Origin of the sequence: Methanosarcina baikalica (genome assembly GCF_031461075.1) — an archaeon.
Taxonomy (GTDB): Archaea; Halobacteriota; Methanosarcinia; order Methanosarcinales; family Methanosarcinaceae; genus Methanosarcina; species Methanosarcina baikalica.
Genome location: NZ_JAVKPK010000032.1, coordinates 20563 through 39622, shown reverse-complemented (window position 1 = coordinate 39622; position 19060 = coordinate 20563). Strand labels below are relative to the sequence as shown.

General features: G+C 38.3%; 18 protein-coding genes. 11 read left to right on the top strand and 7 right to left on the bottom strand.

Translation table 11 applies throughout. The features are described from left to right. Positions 1–297: 297 nt before the first annotated feature. The gene (locus RG963_RS09280) at positions 298–771 is read right to left on the bottom strand and encodes a nucleoside deaminase (RefSeq protein WP_310575986.1); all 474 of its coding nucleotides are present in this window, start codon (positions 769–771) and stop codon (positions 298–300) included. 242 nt (positions 772–1013) lie between these two features. On the opposite strand from RG963_RS09280, the gene RG963_RS09275 reads away from it, so the two are divergent. The 3 genes from RG963_RS09275 (at position 1014) to RG963_RS09265 (ending at position 2723) form a co-directional block, all read left to right on the top strand. Continuing rightward, positions 1014–1292 carry a DUF5661 family protein gene (locus RG963_RS09275; protein WP_310575985.1) on the top strand — a complete coding sequence of 93 codons (279 nt, stop codon included), beginning with the start codon at positions 1014–1016 and terminating at the stop codon, positions 1290–1292. Between the two features lie 371 nt (positions 1293–1663). Continuing rightward, complete coding sequence (locus RG963_RS09270) at positions 1664–2428, top strand: GTPase (RefSeq protein WP_310575984.1); 765 nt, start codon at positions 1664–1666, stop codon at positions 2426–2428. A gap of 139 nt (positions 2429–2567) precedes the next feature. Then, on the top strand, positions 2568–2723 hold the full coding sequence (locus RG963_RS09265) for a hypothetical protein (protein ID WP_310575983.1): 156 nt from the start codon (positions 2568–2570) through the stop codon (positions 2721–2723). 543 nt (positions 2724–3266) lie between these two features. Here the strand turns inward: RG963_RS09265 and RG963_RS09260 are convergent. Then, entirely contained in the window at positions 3267–3329 is a 63-nt protein-coding gene (locus RG963_RS09260; RefSeq protein WP_310575987.1) for a hypothetical protein, read from the bottom strand. 218 nt (positions 3330–3547) lie between these two features. Here RG963_RS09260 and RG963_RS09255 point away from each other — a divergent pair, with 218 nt between their 5' ends. From RG963_RS09255 to RG963_RS09245, 3 genes are all read left to right on the top strand, one after another. Next, the gene (locus RG963_RS09255) at positions 3548–4342 is read left to right on the top strand and encodes an AzlC family ABC transporter permease (protein ID WP_310575982.1); all 795 of its coding nucleotides are present in this window, start codon (positions 3548–3550) and stop codon (positions 4340–4342) included. Then, positions 4342–4680: a branched-chain amino acid transporter permease gene (locus tag RG963_RS09250; RefSeq protein ID WP_310575981.1), complete on the top strand. Its 339-nt coding sequence runs from the start codon at positions 4342–4344 to the stop codon at positions 4678–4680. Before RG963_RS09255 ends, RG963_RS09250 begins: the two co-directional genes overlap by 1 nt. 194 nt (positions 4681–4874) lie before the next feature. Further along, the gene (locus tag RG963_RS09245; protein ID WP_310575980.1) at positions 4875–5732 is read left to right on the top strand and encodes a 4Fe-4S binding protein; all 858 of its coding nucleotides are present in this window, start codon (positions 4875–4877) and stop codon (positions 5730–5732) included. An 82-nt stretch (positions 5733–5814) separates the two neighbouring features. Here the strand turns inward: RG963_RS09245 and RG963_RS09240 are convergent, their stop codons facing one another. Next, entirely contained in the window at positions 5815–6879 is a 1065-nt protein-coding gene (locus RG963_RS09240) for a hypothetical protein (RefSeq protein ID WP_310575979.1), read from the bottom strand. Positions 6880–7152: 273 nt separating this feature from the next. Beyond that, positions 7153–7662 carry a nitroreductase family protein gene (locus tag RG963_RS09235; protein ID WP_310575978.1) on the bottom strand — a complete coding sequence of 170 codons (510 nt, stop codon included), beginning with the start codon at positions 7660–7662 and terminating at the stop codon, positions 7153–7155. Positions 7663–9071: 1409 nt separating this feature from the next. Here RG963_RS09235 and RG963_RS09230 point away from each other — a divergent pair. After that, complete coding sequence (locus RG963_RS09230) at positions 9072–10151, top strand: epoxyqueuosine reductase (RefSeq protein WP_310575977.1); 1080 nt, start codon at positions 9072–9074, stop codon at positions 10149–10151. Between the two features lie 297 nt (positions 10152–10448). Here RG963_RS09230 and RG963_RS09225 read toward each other — a convergent pair whose 3' ends face one another. Next, positions 10449–12746 carry a PAS domain S-box protein gene (locus RG963_RS09225; RefSeq protein WP_310575976.1) on the bottom strand — a complete coding sequence of 766 codons (2298 nt, stop codon included), beginning with the start codon at positions 12744–12746 and terminating at the stop codon, positions 10449–10451. Between the two features lie 503 nt (positions 12747–13249). Here RG963_RS09225 and RG963_RS09220 point away from each other — a divergent pair. After that, positions 13250–13978 (top strand): class I SAM-dependent methyltransferase, encoded by a 729-nt coding sequence (locus RG963_RS09220; protein ID WP_310575975.1) that lies wholly within the window; start codon positions 13250–13252, stop codon positions 13976–13978. A 584-nt stretch (positions 13979–14562) separates the two neighbouring features. On the opposite strand, the gene RG963_RS09215 is transcribed toward RG963_RS09220, so the two are convergent. Together RG963_RS09215 and RG963_RS09210 are read right to left on the bottom strand one after the other, a co-directional pair. Continuing rightward, positions 14563–15111, bottom strand: coding sequence for a ferredoxin-thioredoxin reductase catalytic domain-containing protein (locus tag RG963_RS09215; RefSeq protein ID WP_310575974.1), 549 nt, complete (start codon positions 15109–15111; stop codon positions 14563–14565). A gap of 142 nt (positions 15112–15253) precedes the next feature. Beyond that, positions 15254–15559, bottom strand: a complete 306-nt coding sequence (locus RG963_RS09210) for a glutaredoxin family protein (protein ID WP_310575973.1) — start codon at positions 15557–15559, stop codon at positions 15254–15256. A 436-nt stretch (positions 15560–15995) separates the two neighbouring features. On the opposite strand from RG963_RS09210, the gene RG963_RS09205 reads away from it, so the two are divergent. From RG963_RS09205 to RG963_RS09195, 3 genes are all read left to right on the top strand, one after another. After that, the gene (locus tag RG963_RS09205; RefSeq protein WP_310575972.1) at positions 15996–16292 is read left to right on the top strand and encodes a PqqD family protein; all 297 of its coding nucleotides are present in this window, start codon (positions 15996–15998) and stop codon (positions 16290–16292) included. A 55-nt stretch (positions 16293–16347) separates the two neighbouring features. Next, entirely contained in the window at positions 16348–17388 is a 1041-nt protein-coding gene (locus RG963_RS09200) for a radical SAM protein (protein WP_310575971.1), read from the top strand. Between the two features lie 365 nt (positions 17389–17753). Next, complete coding sequence (locus tag RG963_RS09195) at positions 17754–18614, top strand: hypothetical protein (RefSeq protein ID WP_310575970.1); 861 nt, start codon at positions 17754–17756, stop codon at positions 18612–18614. Positions 18615–19060 lie beyond the last annotated feature (446 nt).

The following is a 19060-nucleotide window of genomic DNA, read 5'->3' as shown; positions in this document are numbered from 1 at the left end:
TATAAGATTTATTGAATTCGTAAAAGCACGTATTCTTATACAGGTATGTTCGGTACTATTTTGTAGAGTTTCATAGATAATTCCATATTACATTTAAAATTTATAGTGCATAATAAAGAAAAAGGTAGTTGAGTGACCACTGAATTAGATTAATTTAGAAGGAAAAACAGATAAACTTCTGAACAAAATTCTAAAAAATAAACCTTGATTATGGAATATATTAAAATTACTCTACAATCTAGGCATTTATTTTAAATTTAAGTTTTAAGTAACAATTCTCTATAACTCTACTTCTTCTCAGTACTCCACCCTGTTCTCGGACTCTTCCCAGGCTTTAAAAGCCCCCAATGCCTCTTCCCGAAGAAGCTGGCGGAATTCGATATGTCTCTCCTGAAGAGGGCGTGAGATTTCTTCATAGATTCGAGAATCCGCAAAGCCGATACTTTTGGCGTCAGCAGTCGTGTTGGCAAAAAAGACTTTGTCTATTCTGGCCCAGTAGATAGCCCCAAGGCACATCGGACAGGGCTCGCAGGAAGAGTAGATCACACAGCCGCTAAGGTCAAAAGTCTTGAGTCTTTGGGCTGCGACCCTTATTACATTAATTTCTGCATGGGCTGTAGGATCATTAAGTTCTGTGACCAGGTTGCAGCTTTCTGCAAGGATTTTCCCTTTTCTGGTGATGACTGCACCAAAAGGGCCTCTTCCCTTTTTTACGTTTTCAAGGGAGATTTCAATTGCACGCCTCATAAACAAAAAATCATTATCTGACATGTTTTGCTCTCTAATTTATATTCTCATTTGTTGCTCTCGGAAGTATTATGTATGAAAGATCGGACTCTTCTATCCAATGCTAAGGACAGACGAAATAAAATAAGTTTTTGCAGAATAATTCTTAAGTACAGGTGTATATTAAATAAGTGCAAATGTATATTAAATAATTAGTTGAAGATTAAACAGTAGGCAAAGATTAACTAGTTGAAGATTAACTAGTTGAAGATTAAACAACAGGTGGAGTGATAATTTTGACAAAGAAGCAATTTACGGCTGAAGAGGCAAAGGCAGTTGGGGAAAAGCTGGGAATAAAATGGGATAAGTTCGATGTCGATCAGTTTCGCAGAGGCATGGACGTAGAACTTGAGCATGGGACCATAGATCCCTTGACAAATGTTACTAACGACGACCCCATAATGACAGGAAAAATTGCTCTGGCTCATCTGAATGAGTTTCCGGACTATTATGACAGACTGGAAGAGATGGAAGAAAAAGCAGAGGAGTTCTGGGAAAAAAAGTAAACATTGAACTCGAATAATTTCTTTTTTATTCTTATTATGAATATTTATTTTTTTAGAATTTCATATTTAAATTACCTTTTTATAATTACCTTATTTTGGCTTATTTTATCAATAATTCGATAACTACTATAATATCATTTTATTTTTCATCAGAATATAATAGTTAGTTAAAAACTGGTTTAAAACGACTGAGGAAACAGTAAAACATACAAAAAGTGAGTTTTTTAGAAACGTGAGCCACGAATTGAGAATTTCCCCAAATTCAATAACTGTATTCTCTCACTTGTTAAAATCCATCCGTCTCTTACAGCCTTACATCATTGTATATTCGCTATATATTCATATATCAGCTTGTGCCATAGCCACTGTATATGACCAGCTATAAAGTTCTTGTAAGGGATGTTATAAAAAAAGCTGATGTCCTTCTTGAAGTCATAGATGCCAGATTTCCTGAAGAGACGCGAAACAGCGAAATCGAGCGTGAAATAGTCCGCTTGAACAAACCTTTCATAATAGTCATCAATAAATGCGACCTTGTATCAAATGAAAAACTTGAGAAAACAAAAACCCGCCTCTCAAAAATTGCACCCACAATTTTTATTTCCAGCAAAGACAGGTCAGGAACAACGATGCTAAGACACCAGATCCTCGCATCAGCCCGTATAAAAGATCGGGATATTCTTGTCGGAACCCTTGGTTATCCCAATGTGGGCAAATCCTCGGTGATCAATGGCGTTACAGGCAGGCACAGGACGGGCACGTCTCCCATATCCGGTTACACAAAAGGAGTCCAGAATGTGGACGCAGGTTCCCGAATTATGTTTATAGATACTCCGGGAGTAATTCCTTTTGATGAGAACGATGAATATATCCAGGGCCTTCTAGGAATAAAAGATGCAACCCATCTGAAGGATCATATTGGAGTCGCTCTGAAAATAATCGATAAAATTCTTGCTGAAAACAAAACCGCCCTTGAGTCCCTCTATAAGATTACAGTAGAGGATGAGAGTGTCTATGATGTGCTTAAACTTATAGGTAAACAGTGTAACTTTATTCAGAAAAAAGGTGAAGTTGATGAAACAAGGACTGCCACCAGAATAATCAATGACTGGCAAATCGGGCTGCTTCGTATTTAAGCCTGATATACCTTGAAAATGTATATATTAAGCCTGATATGCAGCTTTACGATGTCTATAAGAACATTGCAGGACATTTATTGGAATACACTTTTACTTCTATTATGAATTTTTGTTACAGGTATCTGGAGATGAGATTTTGACGACAGATCAGGAAATTCTTGCTAGAATCCAGGAAATTGAAACTAGAATGGACAGAATGGAAGCTGTGCTCGAGAATATTAACAATATCCTGAAAAAGGTCGAGCAAAATACCTATTTCGGGTGCTATATGCCAGAGGGAAAACTGGAGTGAAGAAAAGAATCATATTCAGATTTTCGGTGTTCTGTGAGGAAATTGATTGAGATTCTTTCAGGGAAACATGAACACTATCCGTCGGACGTGCTTGTCCCGCGCCGAGGCGCGGCTGGAGCTTATTGTCTTCGAGTAATAAAAAGGAAGACTTTAGCCTCATCGGATAAATCAAATATTAAACTGTCATCCGATTCGCAGTGGACAACCGGATTGCAATTATGAACTTCTCTTATCTGTAAATATCTCTTACTATGGTCACTTATATCACTTATTATAGAAACGTCACCTATCATAGAAAATCTCTCATTTTTTGTAAAAAATGGACTCTGTATGCACCCTGTGAGAATGGGGTTAAGAAAATTAAGAATTCGGGGTTAAGAAAGTAATTCCTGAGAACGGAGCAGCTCCGGAAAAATAAATTACCAGCGGTTATCAACCGGTCATTCCTGATGTGAATTATCTCATAGCTAACCCTTCCTCTGTCTATGCAGTCTCTGACGAGCTTCTCTAGGGGAAAGAAAGCCGGTTTTTCCCGACTTGACCTTAACAAAAGACCATTTTATTCATTTTTCCTTCGGAAAGGCCGTCAAAGATTATAAAATCCACAGGGATACCGAGGAAACGTGCATCTGTGGGATTCTACTCGAAAAAGTTCCAGCAGGATTTTGCTTTTACCAGCAAGATTTCTTTTCTACTTGTGCAGGCTGAGAATTCTTATTCCTGAAAATAAACATGGGCTGGCAAAAAATATATAGGATAAATATAATCTATGTTTTTCATTCTTCAAAAAGGATTACTGCACAGGGGTAACAGAAGAGAAAAACATGGCCAGAAATGGAATGGATAACCGGGAAACAGGCGAACAAAATAAAGAAATTTTCATTAGTGCTTTCAAGACTACAATTCCTGTTTTACTCGGATACATACCTCTGGGAATGGCGTTCGGGCTTCTGCTTGACGGCGCAGGGTATCACTGGATCTACGCTTTCCTTATGAGCCTTTTCGTCTACGCAGGCTCAGGTCAATTTCTGGCAGTAGCTTTACTTGCTGCCGGGGCAGGGCTAACTGAATTTGTTGTAGCTACACTGCTCCTTAATTTCAGGCACGCTTTCTACGGGCTGTCCTTGCTGGAGAAGTTTTCCGGTGTCGGGAAGGTCAAACCTTACCTTATCTTTGCGCTAACCGACGAGACGTACGCTCTCCTGACCACAACAGAAGTCCCGCAAAGCAGCTCGAAGTCGAGATTTTACTTTTATATTGCAGCCCTTGACCATTTCTACTGGATCACAGGTTCCGTACTCGGGGCTGTAATTGGCTCTATGCTGGACCTTAACCTTGAGGGCATGAGCTTTGTGCTGACCGCGTTATTTGTGGTGCTGACCATAGAGCAGTATTTCAACTCGGAGACGCGTTTTCCCTTCCTGGCCGCCTTGGGAGCAGGAGCTCTTTCCCTTATACTTTTCAGCCCTGACAATATGCTGCTGGCTTCGATCATCCTCGGAACTTTAATCCTTATCGGCAGGGAAAAATCAATGCAGGGGATGCACACGAAAAAGGAAATCAGGCAGATTAATGCATCCGTACAGCCTGTTGAAGACAAAATAAAGAAGGAAAGCTGATGACAGATACCCTTCAAATGCTCGTAACCATTGCGGTTATAGCTCTTGCGACCTTTGCTACAAGGTTTCTTCCGTTCATGTGTTTTGGCTCAAGAGAACCACCTGCCATGCTCTCAGTTATTGAAAAAAATCTGCCTCCAATGATCCTCCTGCTGCTGGTCATCTACTGCTTAAAGGACGTGCAGTGGCTTGCAGCTCCATATGGGATTCCGGAGTTGTTTACCATAGGTATCGTTGCCGGCTTGCACTTCTGGAAACGAAATGCCATGCTCAGCATCTTCACAGGGACAGCACTTTATATGGCACTCGTGCAGTTCCACGTTTTTTCATTTTTCTGATTTTTCTTATATTTTTTTGACTTTTTTATAATTATCGGACCTTTTTATTATCTTTCCCTGATTTAGATGCATTTTCCAAATTTCCCCATATTTCAGGAATCGGGTCAAAAGCCGGACCAGTTCGAAAGAAAGCTCGAATCTTTAATAATTTTTATATACATTAATTATAATGCCTTGCAGTGAAGTGACCATATATGAATGAGAAAAAGATTGATGAGTCTTTACTCAAAAGTAAAGGCTTTCTGCCTCAGAGGCAGGAAAACATGGTTTCAATGCGGGTTAAAGTCGCCGGCGGCAGGGTGGATGCAGACAAACTGCGGGCAATTGCGGATGCTGCCGAGAAATACGGACACGGTTATATTCATATAACTTCAAGGCAGGGCATTGAGATTCCTTTTGTCAAACTCGAAGAGGCTGAAGAAGCAAGTTCTGAACTTGAGAAGCAGGGAGTTTTCGGAGGCTCGGCCGGAAAGAGGGTAAGGGCAGTGGTTGCCTGCCAGGGGAATGAGGTATGCAGATTTGGGTTGATCGACTGCCAGCAAATAGCGCACAGGATAGATGAAAAATATGTAGGGGAAACTGTTCCCAAAAAACTCAAGATTGCAGTAACTGGCTGTCCATCGGCCTGCGTAAAACCCCAGGATACCGATTTTGGAATAATGGGTACGACAAAACCACAAACTATCTCAGAAAACTGTGTTGGCTGCAAGCGCTGTGAAAAAGCATGTAAAATAGGAGCAATAAAAGTTCTCGATGAGAAAGCCAGCATAGACAGGGAAAAGTGCATCCTTTGCGGGTTATGTATAGCAGCCTGCCGGAAAGATGCGCTGAGAGCGGAAAAAACCGGATGCACGATCTTTGTCGGAGGCAAAATTGGAAGGAAGCCAAAACACGGAACAAAGCTTCTTGAACTTGCGGACGAGGAACAGCTTTTCTCAATCCTTGGAAAAACCTTTGAATATTACAGGAAAGAAGGTCTTGACGGAGAAAGGTTAGGAGACCTCTTTGACAGGCTGGGATTCGAAAAATACAGGGAAGAAGTCCTTCCCTGAAATTTCCTCAGGTTTTTCTCAAGCTTCCTGAGAGCCTGCCTGAAACACGGCTAAATAAAAGAATTTTTTGAAACCAGCCCGGTTAACGTGTCGCTCTTGTGCGCAATCCAATCCAGGCAGCAATTACCCCCAATCCGATAAGCAGTGCAATAAAACGTATGAGCCCTCCAACTAAGGGGATTTCATATAAAATTGCAAATATAACTGCCCCGATAAGGTAATACACCATCTTTCCGGCATCCTTTTTGAATATTTTGTTATAAATTATCTCGCCTGCAAGCAATTTCACAGGTACTGTTGCGATGAGAAGTGCAAGTGCAAAGAGCAGGATTGTCAGAACTGAGAGGCTCCACCCGAAAATGGTAATAAGCAGGACTATTGAGAGTACCGGAAGGAAAACCAGAATCAAAAAGCCCAGTAATCCTGCTTTCAGCGGCGAATCTTTTATAAGTTCAGCAAGTCCGCTTACAAAATCCGGGAAAAGAGATATAAGGATTAAACCAAGAGCAAGGGACGCAAGTAACCCGAGGATAAATGAGAAAATACCAAATCCTTCAGAAGTTTTTTCCTGATTTTCCGTTGCATTTGATTGCTTAATGTTCAGGTTTCCATCAACCTTATCTCTCAGATTAGAGGGATAATTTTCTGCTTGCAGTTCCAGGTTTCCTTTAAGCTTGAACCCGTCTCCGGTCTTAAGAGTGCCTGTTGAGATTTCCCCATTTCCATTAACGAGTCCATTAAGAGTTACTTCTCCTCCGCCCAGCAGGACATCCCCTTCAACTACGCTGTCCCGGGAAAGGAAAATCTGGCCTCCGACTGCTGCCACATCTCCGCCTACATTCCCGTTTACCGTTACAGAGCCTCCGGCTGCGAGAATATTTCCTGAAATATTTCCGTTAATGATCAACTCCCCGCCTGCACCAATAAAATCATCTAGAGTATTCCCATTTATTTCAAGCCTGGACCCTGCAAGCACCAGGTCTCCCTGGATATCCTGGTTAATTTGAAGCTTGTCTCCGCCACCAAAAGCGTTTCCTGAGCTAGTATACTTAAGAACATTTCCTTCATTTACCGCTCCTGCTGAATAAGGCAGTGCAGCAAAAAGCATTATAATTAAAACGAGCCCTGATACCAGTTTCTTTTCCATAAGCTAACCCTCTTTGAACTACTGCTGAATTTTTACGCTTAATTATCCTGTTTTATTAGAGAACATTCCTAAAATGTATTGATAATTAACATGACAGATAGAATTCAGAGAAATAAAGTGAAAAATGAGAAATAAAGATGCGGAGTGAGCCAAAAGAAATATGCAATGTATGCCTGTTATAAAAAGAAATATAAAATGTATACCCATTATAAAAGGTATATCCTTTCACTTTATATACACCCCGAAATTTATCTAAAAATACATGAATTTTTTTTACCAGGAGTTGTTATGGATTCTCGAAGCATCGTACCTGAGCTTACCTGATTTTTCTTCTGCCGAATAGCCCATTGCAATAATCGAAAACGGAGCCACATGTTCCGGGATATTTAGCAGATTTCGGACTTCTCTAACCATATTTTCAGCAGGGTATACCCCGATCCAGACTGCACCGAGCCCCAGATCATGAGCTGCCAGCAACATATTTTCACTTGCAGCTGAGCAGTCCTGAATCCAGAAGTCTTTGAACTTGGGAACGTCCAGATCTCCGCAAACCAGTATCGCAGCAGGAGCAGCTTTTAACATTTTTGCATATGGATGTATTTCCGATATCTTTTCAAGCAAATCGCGTCTATCAATTAGAACAAAATGCCAGGGCTGTTCATCTCCTGCCGACGGCGCATTCATTCCTGCTTTCAAAATATTTTCAATCACATCTCTGTCTACTGGCTTTGGCAGATACTTTCGGATGCTTCTCCTGGTGAAAATTGCGTCCATTGTTTCCATAAAATTCCCCCAATCCATAATGTTTTTTTATAATGGATAAACCTTAGTGTTAATAAATTTTATACCAAATAAATATATGTATTCAGTTACACATATTCTACAAGGCAACGCAAAATGAATACACCATACTTAGAAAGGTTTTTTATACATTAAACGATTTCTCAACATAACCGAAAGATAGCAATCTATTACCTGAAATTATGTTACCTTGACTTTTTTATATATTGTTTTTCACTCTTTCTGTGTTCTTCCTCTTCCATTTCTTTTCTGAATTCTATGTAATCTCTCTCAACTTCTTCTAGCTTGTTTTCCATTCATGACCTCCATACAATATTAGCAGGACACACTGTATATATATTTTTTTAACTATTTTGCATTGAATTATACTGATATTACAAAAACATAGCTCAGACTAATATCCGGAAGGCGTACTATCTGCCCGTCCTTTGTGTTGCTCTTCGTACTGTTGCCATCCTGTTTCCTTAAAGATTCCGCGTGTTACAATGACAAAATTTTTAATATGTTTGGTTCTTATTATAGTTATGACTTCAAAAAAGCTTAACATTGGTGAAAGTTCTGAAAGCAATCTCATGAAATTTATTGAATACTGTACCATTGTGGGCAGCGTATTGTTTATTATATTGGCTTTATCACGCACTTATTGACTTTATCACGCATTATTTGATTAACGTATGTAACAATGTGGTTGTTATTCATTTTGTTTTATAAAAGCCATTTGAAAACTCGATCGTTCTATATATGGGAATGGGGAATTTTTGGCCGATAAATCCCCGATCAAATTTATAAAAGATAATAAGACTCGTATAGATGATTGAAAATTCGAGATCAAGGCTTAAATTTACTGCGATTGGTTATTTTTCTTAGAGCCTGTTCGAAAATTGTTGTGATCTGCTGTAACTTTTACAATGGGCAATATGCACAACCCGAACAGATACCCGAATATTATAAACCTATTGTAACTTTACAACAGGCCATTATTGAGTTGTCGGATAGGCACTTAAAGCCTATCCGAAAAGTGGTTACCTGCTGTAACTTTTACCAAACAGGCAATATACAAAACCGGAACGGATACTCGGATATTATAGCTCTATTGTGACTTTTCAACATGCATTACTGACTTTTCGGATAGGCTCTTAGTAGGATTATCCTAAACAGAAGGGATAGCGTGTACGCAATATGTTTCGTAACTTCTTGTCACACTGTAGAATTGAGTTTAGTTTTGAAACAGCCTGCAAAACGAAGTACCATACGAAAATTGATCCCAAAGGTTATCAGAATATACTTTTAGAAAAACAGTACATTTTAATGCAGATTAAGTCTATATCAGTTACCTTACATAAATTGCTTTGAAACCTGATCTACTATTCTATTTGCCGGAGGAATCAAAAGTGGAAGAATTGACCGAAGAATCGAAAATGGTAGAACTGACCGAAGCCCTAAAAAAGATGGCTTTGACCCTTGGAGCCTTCAAAGTAGGCATTGCAACGACCGAAACTCTTTCAGGCGGCCCTCCTTCTGCCGATCTGACCTATGTGCTGCCAGAGGCAAAATCTGCTGTCTGTTTTGCCCTGGCTTTTGACCAGAACCTTATAGACCCTTATTTTAAAAAAGAAGATCATGAATCTCTCGAAACTAATAAGGTGCGGACGACTACCCTTGCCAACGGGATAGCCCTTGAGATGGCGGGGTTCTTACAACAGTATGGATACAAAGCTGTCCCTCAGTCTGCAAATTTCGTTTACCGAATGGATACGGAAAATTGGCTGCTGGATATGCACCCCCCTATTTCCCACAGGTACTTGGCAGTACGCTCCGGGATAGGGCATTTTGGATATTCAGGGAATATTATTACAAAGGAATACGGATCCGCTATTGTCTTGGCTTCGGTCGTTACGGACGCAGAACTTATCCCAACAGACCCCTTGCCAGAAGAAGAGAACTATTGTGACGAATGCAAACTCTGCCTTTCAGTATGTTCCTCTGGATACGTAGACCCGGTTGAGAAAGTCACTTTAACCCTGGGAGGAAAGGAATTTAGCTACGGGAAGCGAAGAAGTAATAGCCGCTGCTTCCTTGTCTGTGGAGGACTTACAGGCTTGAATGCCTCAGGAAAATGGTCCACCTGGTCTCCGGCACGCTTTAAAATCCCCGAAAAAGATGAGGATTTCACTGCTGCGCTGCCCAGTACCATAGAAGCGTACCTCGGTAGGCCGAAGTTCGAAGGTGGATTTTTTATATGCCTTATTCCAGGGTCCAGGATGGAATACACCTGTTCCAACTGCCATTTCGTCTGTCACCCTGACAAAGAAGTTCGAAAAGCAAGGTACAAGATGCTCATAGAAAGCGGAGTGGTCATACAGGAACCTGACGGAACCCGTAGAGCCATATCTCCGGAAGAAGCAAAAGAGTATCTCAAATCCATGCCTCTGGAAAGGAGAAAATTGTATGAATCTATCCCAGAGGAATAACCAGTCTAAAAACAGGAAAAATTATTTCACAAAACACAAAAACAAAAAATGTCTTAATTTTTTCAATTTTTCCTGAAATCGAGAGAATTATTCCTTATAGCTACGTTTTCGGGAAAAGGTTGTTATTTCGCAGATTTAGACAGTTAGTTGAATTTTTTCTATATTGGGGATTCTTGCATTAACTCTTACCTTGCCTTCCCTTTGGAACATTATGTCATTACTGTTACAAATAACATATTAATAGTGTGCTAACTTTGTAATTAAATTGATTATTGTAGAGCTGGTGCTGACATTCGTTTATTTTTCTTCTGTTACTGTGAACCTTATAATGAACTCTATTCCATTGTTCCTTTTTAGTTCGAGTTTCCCATCTAACTGATCTACAAGGATGGTTATCAGCTGTATTCCAAGAGTATCGGAGTTTTCCAAATCAAGGTTTTCAGGAATGCCTGCACCGTTGTCTGAAACGGTCAGAGTAAAACCGGTACCCTTATTGCCTTTCTTTTTGTGTTCTCCATTTTCTTCTCTACGGAGTTTGACTCGGATTTCTCCTTCATCTCTACCGGGAAATGCATGTTTGAGGGAATTGGAAACAAGTTCATTGACAATTATTCCTAAAGGGACAGCAATATCCATATCAAATAATGCATTCTCTTCCATATCCATGATCAGGTGGATATTTTTGTCACTAATTATATAAGTCTGGAAAAGGTTTTCAGCTAACTTTCTAATGTATTCAGAAAAGTTTAGCGTATCAGTATCTTCCCCTTCATAGAGTTCTTCATGGATAAGAGCCATAGATATAACCCGGTTCTGGCTTTCCCTGAAAGCCTCAATAACTTTCGGGTTATCGAACTTATCAGCCTGTAGATCAAGCAGGGAAGAAATTACCTGCAGATTGTTCTTGATTCTATGATGGATTTCTTTTTTTCTGGTGGCTTCAGTTTTCTCCAGGGATTTTTCCGCCTTGATTCGTTCAGTAATATCTCTGGCAATGACTGAAATAGCAACCAGCCTTCCAGATGTATCAAAAATTGGAGAAACAGTTATTGAAACAGTTATTAGCGTACCATCTTTTTTCAACCGTGAAGTTTCGTAATTCTTGATATTTATTCCCTGTTTAATCCTGTCAATTAACTTTTTGATTTCATCTTTAAGATTATCCGGTGCTAGTATTGATGCATTTTTTCCGAGAATTTTTTTCGATGGATAACCATAAATCTGCGCTGCGCCCTTATTCCAGCTTGTAATAATACCATCAAGAGACATAGTTACAATAGCATCTTGCGATGATTCCACAATATTTGCTAAGTTCTGAATTTTCTCTTCTGCTATTTTAGATTCGGTAATATCCTGAACTATTCCCTTTATTCGAACAGGCGTATTCTCCGCGTCAAAAATAATCCTGGATTGCATATGTACTGTACGCTCCCCTCCATCAGTCGAGATAATCCGGTAATCAATACTACAAGGCTTTCTATTCATAGCCCCGCGGGTAGCGCTATTGACATAATCTCGATCGTCGGGGTGCACATAATTCAAAAACTCTTTATAAGTTGGACATGGTTCTTGAGGGTTACGTCCGAAAATGCGATACAGTTCATCAGACCAGTATGATTTATCATTTGCAATTTCCCACTCCCAATGTCCGATGTGAGCCATTTTTTGAGCTTCAGCAAGACTTTTTTCACTTTCTTTCAATAAGTTATAAGCCTTCTCAAGCTCTGCTGTACGTTCTTTAACTTTCACTTCCAAACTTTCATGTGCCTTTTTAAGGGCTTCTTCTGTTTTTTTGCGTTCGACTACTTGTGCAATCAAAAAAGCCACTGAATTGAGAAAGTAAGTATCGTCTGATGTAAACTTCTTTTTTTTCGTGGAATTGACAACAAGTACTCCATAGATTTTTCCCATACTGCCAATTATAACACTTGCTCCGCTAGCCACGCCGTGAATTTTCAGTATTTCCGGTTTCTTAAAGCGGTTTTCTTCTTCGAAGTCATCTACGATTACAGGCACTCTTGAAAGTAAGGTATACCCTGCTTGGGATCCCTTTTCCCCTTCAACAATATTTTTTCCCACAAACTCAGGTTTCCAGCCGATTCCAGCCCTTAACAGAAATTTTCCGTCGGGCATGAGTTCCATAATTTTGCAGTACTCCTGTTCAAGGATGCTTGCAATCAGCTCTAAGCTCTCATCCATGAAGGTTTGAAGGCTTTCGTACTCAAGGGAGATTTTTCCTATCTTGTAGAGAACATCATTTTGTTTTTCCTTGATACGGAGTTTTTCTTCAAGCTCTTTCTGGTCGCTTATATCGAATCCGTAAATATTTACGCGTCCTTCTTCGGGCAAGGGGTGAAAAGCGACCAGGTATATTCTTTTCCCCACTTTAACCTCCATTTTTTCCGGGCTATTCCGGGAAATTACCCTTTGCACAAAATCTCCGATACATGAAGGCAGTTTTTCTCCGATTCCCACGCCCCACTCATGAGATAAGGTTTCACCTGCCCTATTTGAGTAAAGAACCGTCCCATCCTTTTCCACACTGAGCACGGGATTCGGGTTTATTGACGGAAATTGCTCCAATTTTGCTTTCATTTATCCTCTTCAGGTTCCTTTTCTTTGACGACAATATGTCTATATTTAATAAGCAGTGAGAATAGATTAATATTTTAATTATTACATTACTATTTATTTGTTCTATTATCTGTAATAGAATTATATCTGATGTGGAATATCAAGTCGTTATTAAGTGATGAAATTATTCTTAAAAAGTTAAATATTTAGTGCAATTGGTTTCTTTAAAACTTTAAAAGTCAATGCCCTTGATCTAAGATCTTTAATTTTTACATTTATTAGTCTCAACACGCTGGGCTTCCAAACATTAAAAATTAAATGAAAAACCTCAGTATTTTATTTATGGGGCTCATCTCAAAACCAATTCTATTTTTAAAGCCGTAATATTTCGTAAATATTTCCATAATCAGAGAATCGATTGATTATTCTAAATCCGTGATTAAGAGAAGTAATTTTGAGTTTTGAGATTAGCTCAATAACGTCATAGATGGATTTTATAACGGATTAAGGAGATACTGCTGGATATGGAAAAGGAGAAAAAAGAAGGATGGACTCATCCAGAAGCTGCTGAAAATTATGCCCAAACAGCTGATATAATCATACCTGAAAGGAAAGAAATATTGTCAATTATTTCAAAGATGGCAACCGAACTAGGACCAATGAATCCTAAGATAATTGACCTGGGCTGTGGCCTAGGCGATGTAACAGCTGAAATCGTGAAGTTAAAGCCTCACGCAAATGTTCTCATGCTCGATTTCTCTGATGAGATGATAAAGCGAAGCAGCGAAAGGTTCAGGAATAATAAAAACATGACTATAATTAAACGGGATTTGAATCAAGGAATTCTGGGCATAACTGAAGATAGAGGATTTGATGCTGTTGTATCCTGTTTTTCTATTCATCATGTGGAGTTTGAAAACAGAATCAAACTGTATTCCGATATCCGTGAACTTCTTAAAGAGCAGGGTTTATTTATAAACGGGGATCTTTTTAGGGAAGACTCTCCAATTATTGATCAATGGGAATTTAATAACCTCATATATTCTCTGGTCATACAGCTTAGGGAGAAGCTCGGGCAGGAATGGACCTTTGATGAACTAAAGCTTAATCGACTGGAAAATGCCCAAAAGATGGGAGATAAACCTGGAACGCTTTGGGAGATGTTCCATGACATGAAGGCAGCAGGATTTAGACATGTGGACTGCTTATGGAAATCCCGCAACCTAGCCATAATGGCTGCAATCAAATCTTGAAATGAACCTCATTTTATTTCTTCTTATGGTCCATGATGTGGTACAAACCTTACACAGGAAAAGTACATAGCTTTTAATCACCTTTTAAGTAGGCACCTGCTCTGCTAATTCCGTATTGTGATAACAAGATCAAATCTTTTTAACCTTATTGGAGAGCTTTGGGGATTTCATCCGTTTTCCGTATCCTGCCGATTCTTTTTCTTCAAAATTCCTGACTTCGAACCCTGGCACAAGAAAAATACTAATTAAAACCAAAATGTTTATTGTCTTTGATTTTATAATAAGTAAAGAAGTTTTAAATCTATTAATAAATTAAAAGAGGTGAATATATGGCTTGTAAACCAAAGGGCGACGACAAGAAACCAAAACCAAAGAAGTAATTTTATAATACATAGAAATGGAGTCTTTACGGCCTCTTCTTTTAAAGTTCCTATTTTTTTTCTTTTTTGGCAGAAGTTTAATTATCATACTCTACTTTATTAATTGAAAAAGTAAGAAAAAGAATAAAGTGAAGTGGAAAAAAAGGACATTAAAAAGGAAAATTAGAAAGAGAAAAAATTTACTGAAATTTCATTTACTGAGATTTACATAAACCGTTCGAATCTTTCCTTTTTCGCTTTACAGATAGGACAGACCCCAGGCGGTTCGTCCATGGCACAGAGATATCCGCAAACCTTACATCTCCATACCGGCTTTGAAAGTTCCCCTGAAAATTCCATAGTTTCCATCATCTCCGCTCTTTTCTTTTCTTCAGCTCTGGCAGCTTCTCTCTCCTCGCGAGGAGGACGCCTTTCAGGAATCGATTCCACTTCTCGTTCTCCTCGGATAACATCGTCGGAAACATAGAGGGCGCAGTAACAGGCCCCGTACTCGTTTAGATCGGGATCTCTGTAATAACAGGGACAGACAATATCCAGGTCTTCTTCCAGATTATTAGCAGAAAGCCTGCATGGGCAGGACCAGTAACCGTACCGCTGCTCATTGGCAAGCAGTCCTCGCACAAGGTCCTTTGTGAACTCAACGTCAGGGTTGAGGTGATAGCCAGACTTTTCAACCTGGGCATTCAAACGCCTGTAGACTTTGTCCACTTCTTCTTCTGTTATGCTTTCTTCGGCAGCTTCCCCTTCTTTCAACCTAATTCCCCCTTAAAAGCAAAAACTTTTTCAGAAAAAGTTTTATCAAAAATCTCTTCTTTCAACCTAATTTCCCCTTAAAAGCAAAAACTTTTTCAGAAAAAGTTTTATCAAAAATCTCTTCTTTCAGCCCAAATCCTCCTTAAAAGCCAAGGGATTCACGAATTTCTTTTTCCCTAAAACCCACGATCGCCTTTTCTCCGTTAATAACAGTTGTCGGAAAAGAAACTGAAGAGTTAAAGCGTCTTATCTCAGCAACAGCCTTGTCTTCTTCATCTTCTTCAAGCTTATCCACATATATATAGTCAAAATCCACACCCAGATCGGTAAGTAATTTCTTTGTCTTTTTGCACCATACACAGGTGCTAAGACCATACATTACGACCTTACCCCTATCAATTCCGGAAACGTGACTTCCGTTCTCTTTACTCTGGTTAGACAGATCCATTAAATAAACCTCCGGCCACGATAAATTTATGGCAGTACATATGTGAGTACTTTACTTCGAAATATATCTATGAGTTCTTTACTTTGGAATAGCATTTTACCCTGGGTCTGCCGCAAATTGAAGACTCGACAGACTGTGAGTTCTGTAAACTACTTATGAGAAAATATAGACTAAAGTATATAAAATCTTAACATACTTATAAGAATGCAAGCAAACAAGGAGGAAGTACTGGGATTTTAAAACATCAACATTCAATGGCAGACAACCTGAAAAACGACTGTATTAGAAGTAAACTCACTTTTCATGTTTATCTATTGATACCATTATGTAATATATTTTATATAAAATTTATTATTTTTTAATAGTTTAAATTCGAAAAATATAACTATGATCACTACATATATTAAAATATTAGAAAGACTTAAGGGGTAAACTCATGAGTTATTTAGAGAAATGCTTCGAGAAGGACCCTAATATTGTATCGAGAAAGATTGCAGATGAAGTTATTTTGGTTCCTATTAGACAAAATATAGGAGATCTCGAAAATATCTATGTTCTTAATACTGTTGCTGCTTTTATTTGGGAGAATATTGATGGCAGAAAGCGAATCAAAGATGTGAATGAGCTTATCATTGAAGAGTTTTTTGCTGATAAGGATGTTGTCGAAAGAGATGTGGTTAAGTTCATTCAAGATCTAGAAATGATTAATTGTATAACTCTGAAAGGGGATTAACATGGGGTGCTCGAGTATAACTAAATCTATTGATTTTAGTAGTTTTAGTCGAGCTATGTACACCAACGCTGCCAAAAAAAGAATACCGATTTATGGTGGCATTGAACTTACATACAGGTGCAATAATAAATGTGTTCACTGCTATTGCGATATAACCAACGCTGAGGATACGGCATCAAAAGAGCTTTCGTGTTCTGAAATATGTAATTTCATTGATCAGATTGTTGAAGAAGGTTGTTTATGGTTACAGATTACTGGAGGAGAACCTCTGCTGCGCCCTGATTTTGGGGAGATTTATGTTCATGCTAAAGAGAAAGGGCTATTGGTTAGGGTTTTCACAAACGGAACTTTAATCACCCCCGAGATCGCAAATCTCTTTTTAGAATATACACCTTTTGCTGTTGAGATTCCTTTGTATGGAACGACTAAAAATGTTCATGAAAGCATCACTAAAGTTTCAGGCTCTTTTGAACGTTGCATTCAAGGAATACACTTACTTACTCAAAGAAATATACCAGTGATAATAAAAACTATGCCAATGAGTTTAAATCAACATGAATTTACTAGCATAAAGGAATATGCTAATCAGCAAGGATTAGAATTTCGTTTTGATCCTATTATTAATCCGGGATTAAATGGATCAAAAAAGCCATATGATGTACGCTTATTTCCAGAACAAATAGTTAAAATCGACTTGGAAGATGAAGAACGCTATACGGCTTGGAGTGAGCTAGGACAAAAGTATTTTGGTATAATTCCCGAGTCAGAAGACATTTTCCCTTGCGGCGCGGGCAAAATTACATTTCAACTAGATCCCTACGGCTACGTAAGTCCGTGCATTCTTTTCCGATTAAATGGCCATAACATCCGCGAAAATAAATTCAAAAAAATATGGTATGAGTGTTTTTCTGAAACCAATTTTAGGGAATGGTATGAGGATATTACTTGCAAGAAGTGCAATTTAATTTCTCTATGTAATATATGTCCAGGAAGATTGAAAATAGAAGAAGATGGCTATAAGCAACCTATTAAATATATTTGTGACATAGCCCATTTGCGCGCAAATGCATTGGGATTTATCAAATTGCAAAAATAAAGAGCGTCCATTTGTATTCAGTTGTTATTACCTCACAGTAATCGTAATAACGTCTACTCTCATTCTTTTTCCGTGAGTTTAGCGTTTGTAGAGCCTCGTGTTGCAAAAGCATCAAAACGCAATCAAAAGTCGCGTTGGGCATTCTATCTTGAAAATACCAATCCTGTATCAGTGGACGACCAAAATAAAAGGAGCTGGTTAAATGGAACTTAAAAATAAAGTAAAGAAGATCTATAACACACCGCAGGTAAGTAAAATCAAGTTAGAACCAAATGATTTAGTTCTTGCTTGCACAAAGGGAAGTGCATTGTGTGGTTGCACGAATGGTCATCATCAGATAATTATAAACAGTTGAGATGTGTGGCATGAAAGATATATGTCTTGATAAAATGAATCTAAAGATAGCGGATATTACCATCTTTTTAACTTCAGAGATTTCAGATCTGAAGTTTGAGATCATTGAGCCTTATAAACAATTTACGGTTGATCAATGCGAACCGGATATAACCCTTACCTTATCATATAAAGATAAACTCGATTATCCATTTGAAAGTAAAATTTTTGATTCTAACGGTATATGGGCTCTTTATTCATATCACGGGAAAAAAGCTTTAATGATCGATTCAAATTATCCGCCCTATATAGTTATATTAAATAATGATTATAAATGCGGGCATATTTATATTCAAAAAGGACTTAATTTTCCTGTCGGATATCCATTAGATGAGATCTTGATCATAAACTTATTATCGTTGGGATACGGAATAGTGTTACATGCATGTGGTATTTGTGATCGTGGCAGAGGTATAATTTTTGCGGGTAATTCTGGCTCAGGAAAAAGCACATTAGCACAGATTTGGTCTAACATCGAGGGTGTAACCGTATTAAGCGATGATCGTATAATTATACGTAATATTGACGGATGTTTTTGGATGTATGGCACCCCCTGGAACGGTGACCCTGATGCTTGTTCCTCGATGAAAATCCCATTGCATAATATATTTTTCATTAAACATGGAGATAAAAATACACTTCATAAGTGTACGAATATAGAGGCAGCATGTTTCTTATTGGAAAAATCCTTTATAACTCGATGGGATCGTAGTGGAACGCAATTTTCACTTAAATTTATCGAAGAACTAATACAAGAGATTCCATATCGAGAATTAAGTTTCGTTCCAGATGAAAAAGTTGTCGAATTCTTGAGAAATCATGATCGTTTGTAGAAAAACAGATTTCCAGATTATAGTGATGTGAACCTAGTGTCACGTCAACTCTCAAAGATTTGATTATTCATAATTGTAGTTGATTGTATACAGCATTTTACTGTTGACGAGACACTAGTGTTTCGATTTTATATATCCTCAATAAATCACTATAAACAAAGATGAACACAGATGATTTCAATTCGTGTTTATTCGTGTCCATTTGTAGTTTTTTAGGGGAAACTCATTGAACAGTGTTGATTTCAAAGTCCAGTTTTATTTCTATAATTTGGAATCGATGCACTAGAATCGTGCCAACCAAATAGTGTCGTATGAAATGGATTGCAATCATTCATAATCATTCAATGATTGGTGATTTACTCGACATTAAAGTGGTTTTGTTTCAGTAGAAAAATATGTATCTCTTGAGATGTGCATCAAGACTGAAAAGGTGAAATTGTGGTGAC

What these genes read in the sequence shown, in the direction of transcription:
- RG963_RS09205 (WP_310575972.1), top strand. Translation starts at nt 15,996, where the DNA reads ATGAGTTATTTAGAGAAATGCTTCGAGAAGGACCCTAATATTGTATCG.
- RG963_RS09195 (WP_310575970.1), top strand. Translation starts at nt 17,754, where the DNA reads ATGAAAGATATATGTCTTGATAAAATGAATCTAAAGATAGCGGATATT.
- RG963_RS09220 (WP_310575975.1), top strand. Translation starts at nt 13,250, where the DNA reads ATGGAAAAGGAGAAAAAAGAAGGATGGACTCATCCAGAAGCTGCTGAA.
- RG963_RS09280 (WP_310575986.1), bottom strand. Translation starts at nt 771, where the DNA reads ATGTCAGATAATGATTTTTTGTTTATGAGGCGTGCAATTGAAATCTCC.
- RG963_RS09250 (WP_310575981.1), top strand. Translation starts at nt 4,342, where the DNA reads ATGACAGATACCCTTCAAATGCTCGTAACCATTGCGGTTATAGCTCTT.
- RG963_RS09200 (WP_310575971.1), top strand. Translation starts at nt 16,348, where the DNA reads ATGTACACCAACGCTGCCAAAAAAAGAATACCGATTTATGGTGGCATT.
- RG963_RS09210 (WP_310575973.1), bottom strand. Translation starts at nt 15,559, where the DNA reads ATGGATCTGTCTAACCAGAGTAAAGAGAACGGAAGTCACGTTTCCGGA.
- RG963_RS09255 (WP_310575982.1), top strand. Translation starts at nt 3,548, where the DNA reads ATGGCCAGAAATGGAATGGATAACCGGGAAACAGGCGAACAAAATAAA.
- RG963_RS09245 (WP_310575980.1), top strand. Translation starts at nt 4,875, where the DNA reads ATGAATGAGAAAAAGATTGATGAGTCTTTACTCAAAAGTAAAGGCTTT.
- RG963_RS09270 (WP_310575984.1), top strand. Translation starts at nt 1,664, where the DNA reads ATGACCAGCTATAAAGTTCTTGTAAGGGATGTTATAAAAAAAGCTGAT.
- RG963_RS09240 (WP_310575979.1), bottom strand. Translation starts at nt 6,879, where the DNA reads ATGGAAAAGAAACTGGTATCAGGGCTCGTTTTAATTATAATGCTTTTT.
- RG963_RS09235 (WP_310575978.1), bottom strand. Translation starts at nt 7,662, where the DNA reads ATGGAAACAATGGACGCAATTTTCACCAGGAGAAGCATCCGAAAGTAT.
- RG963_RS09225 (WP_310575976.1), bottom strand. Translation starts at nt 12,746, where the DNA reads ATGAAAGCAAAATTGGAGCAATTTCCGTCAATAAACCCGAATCCCGTG.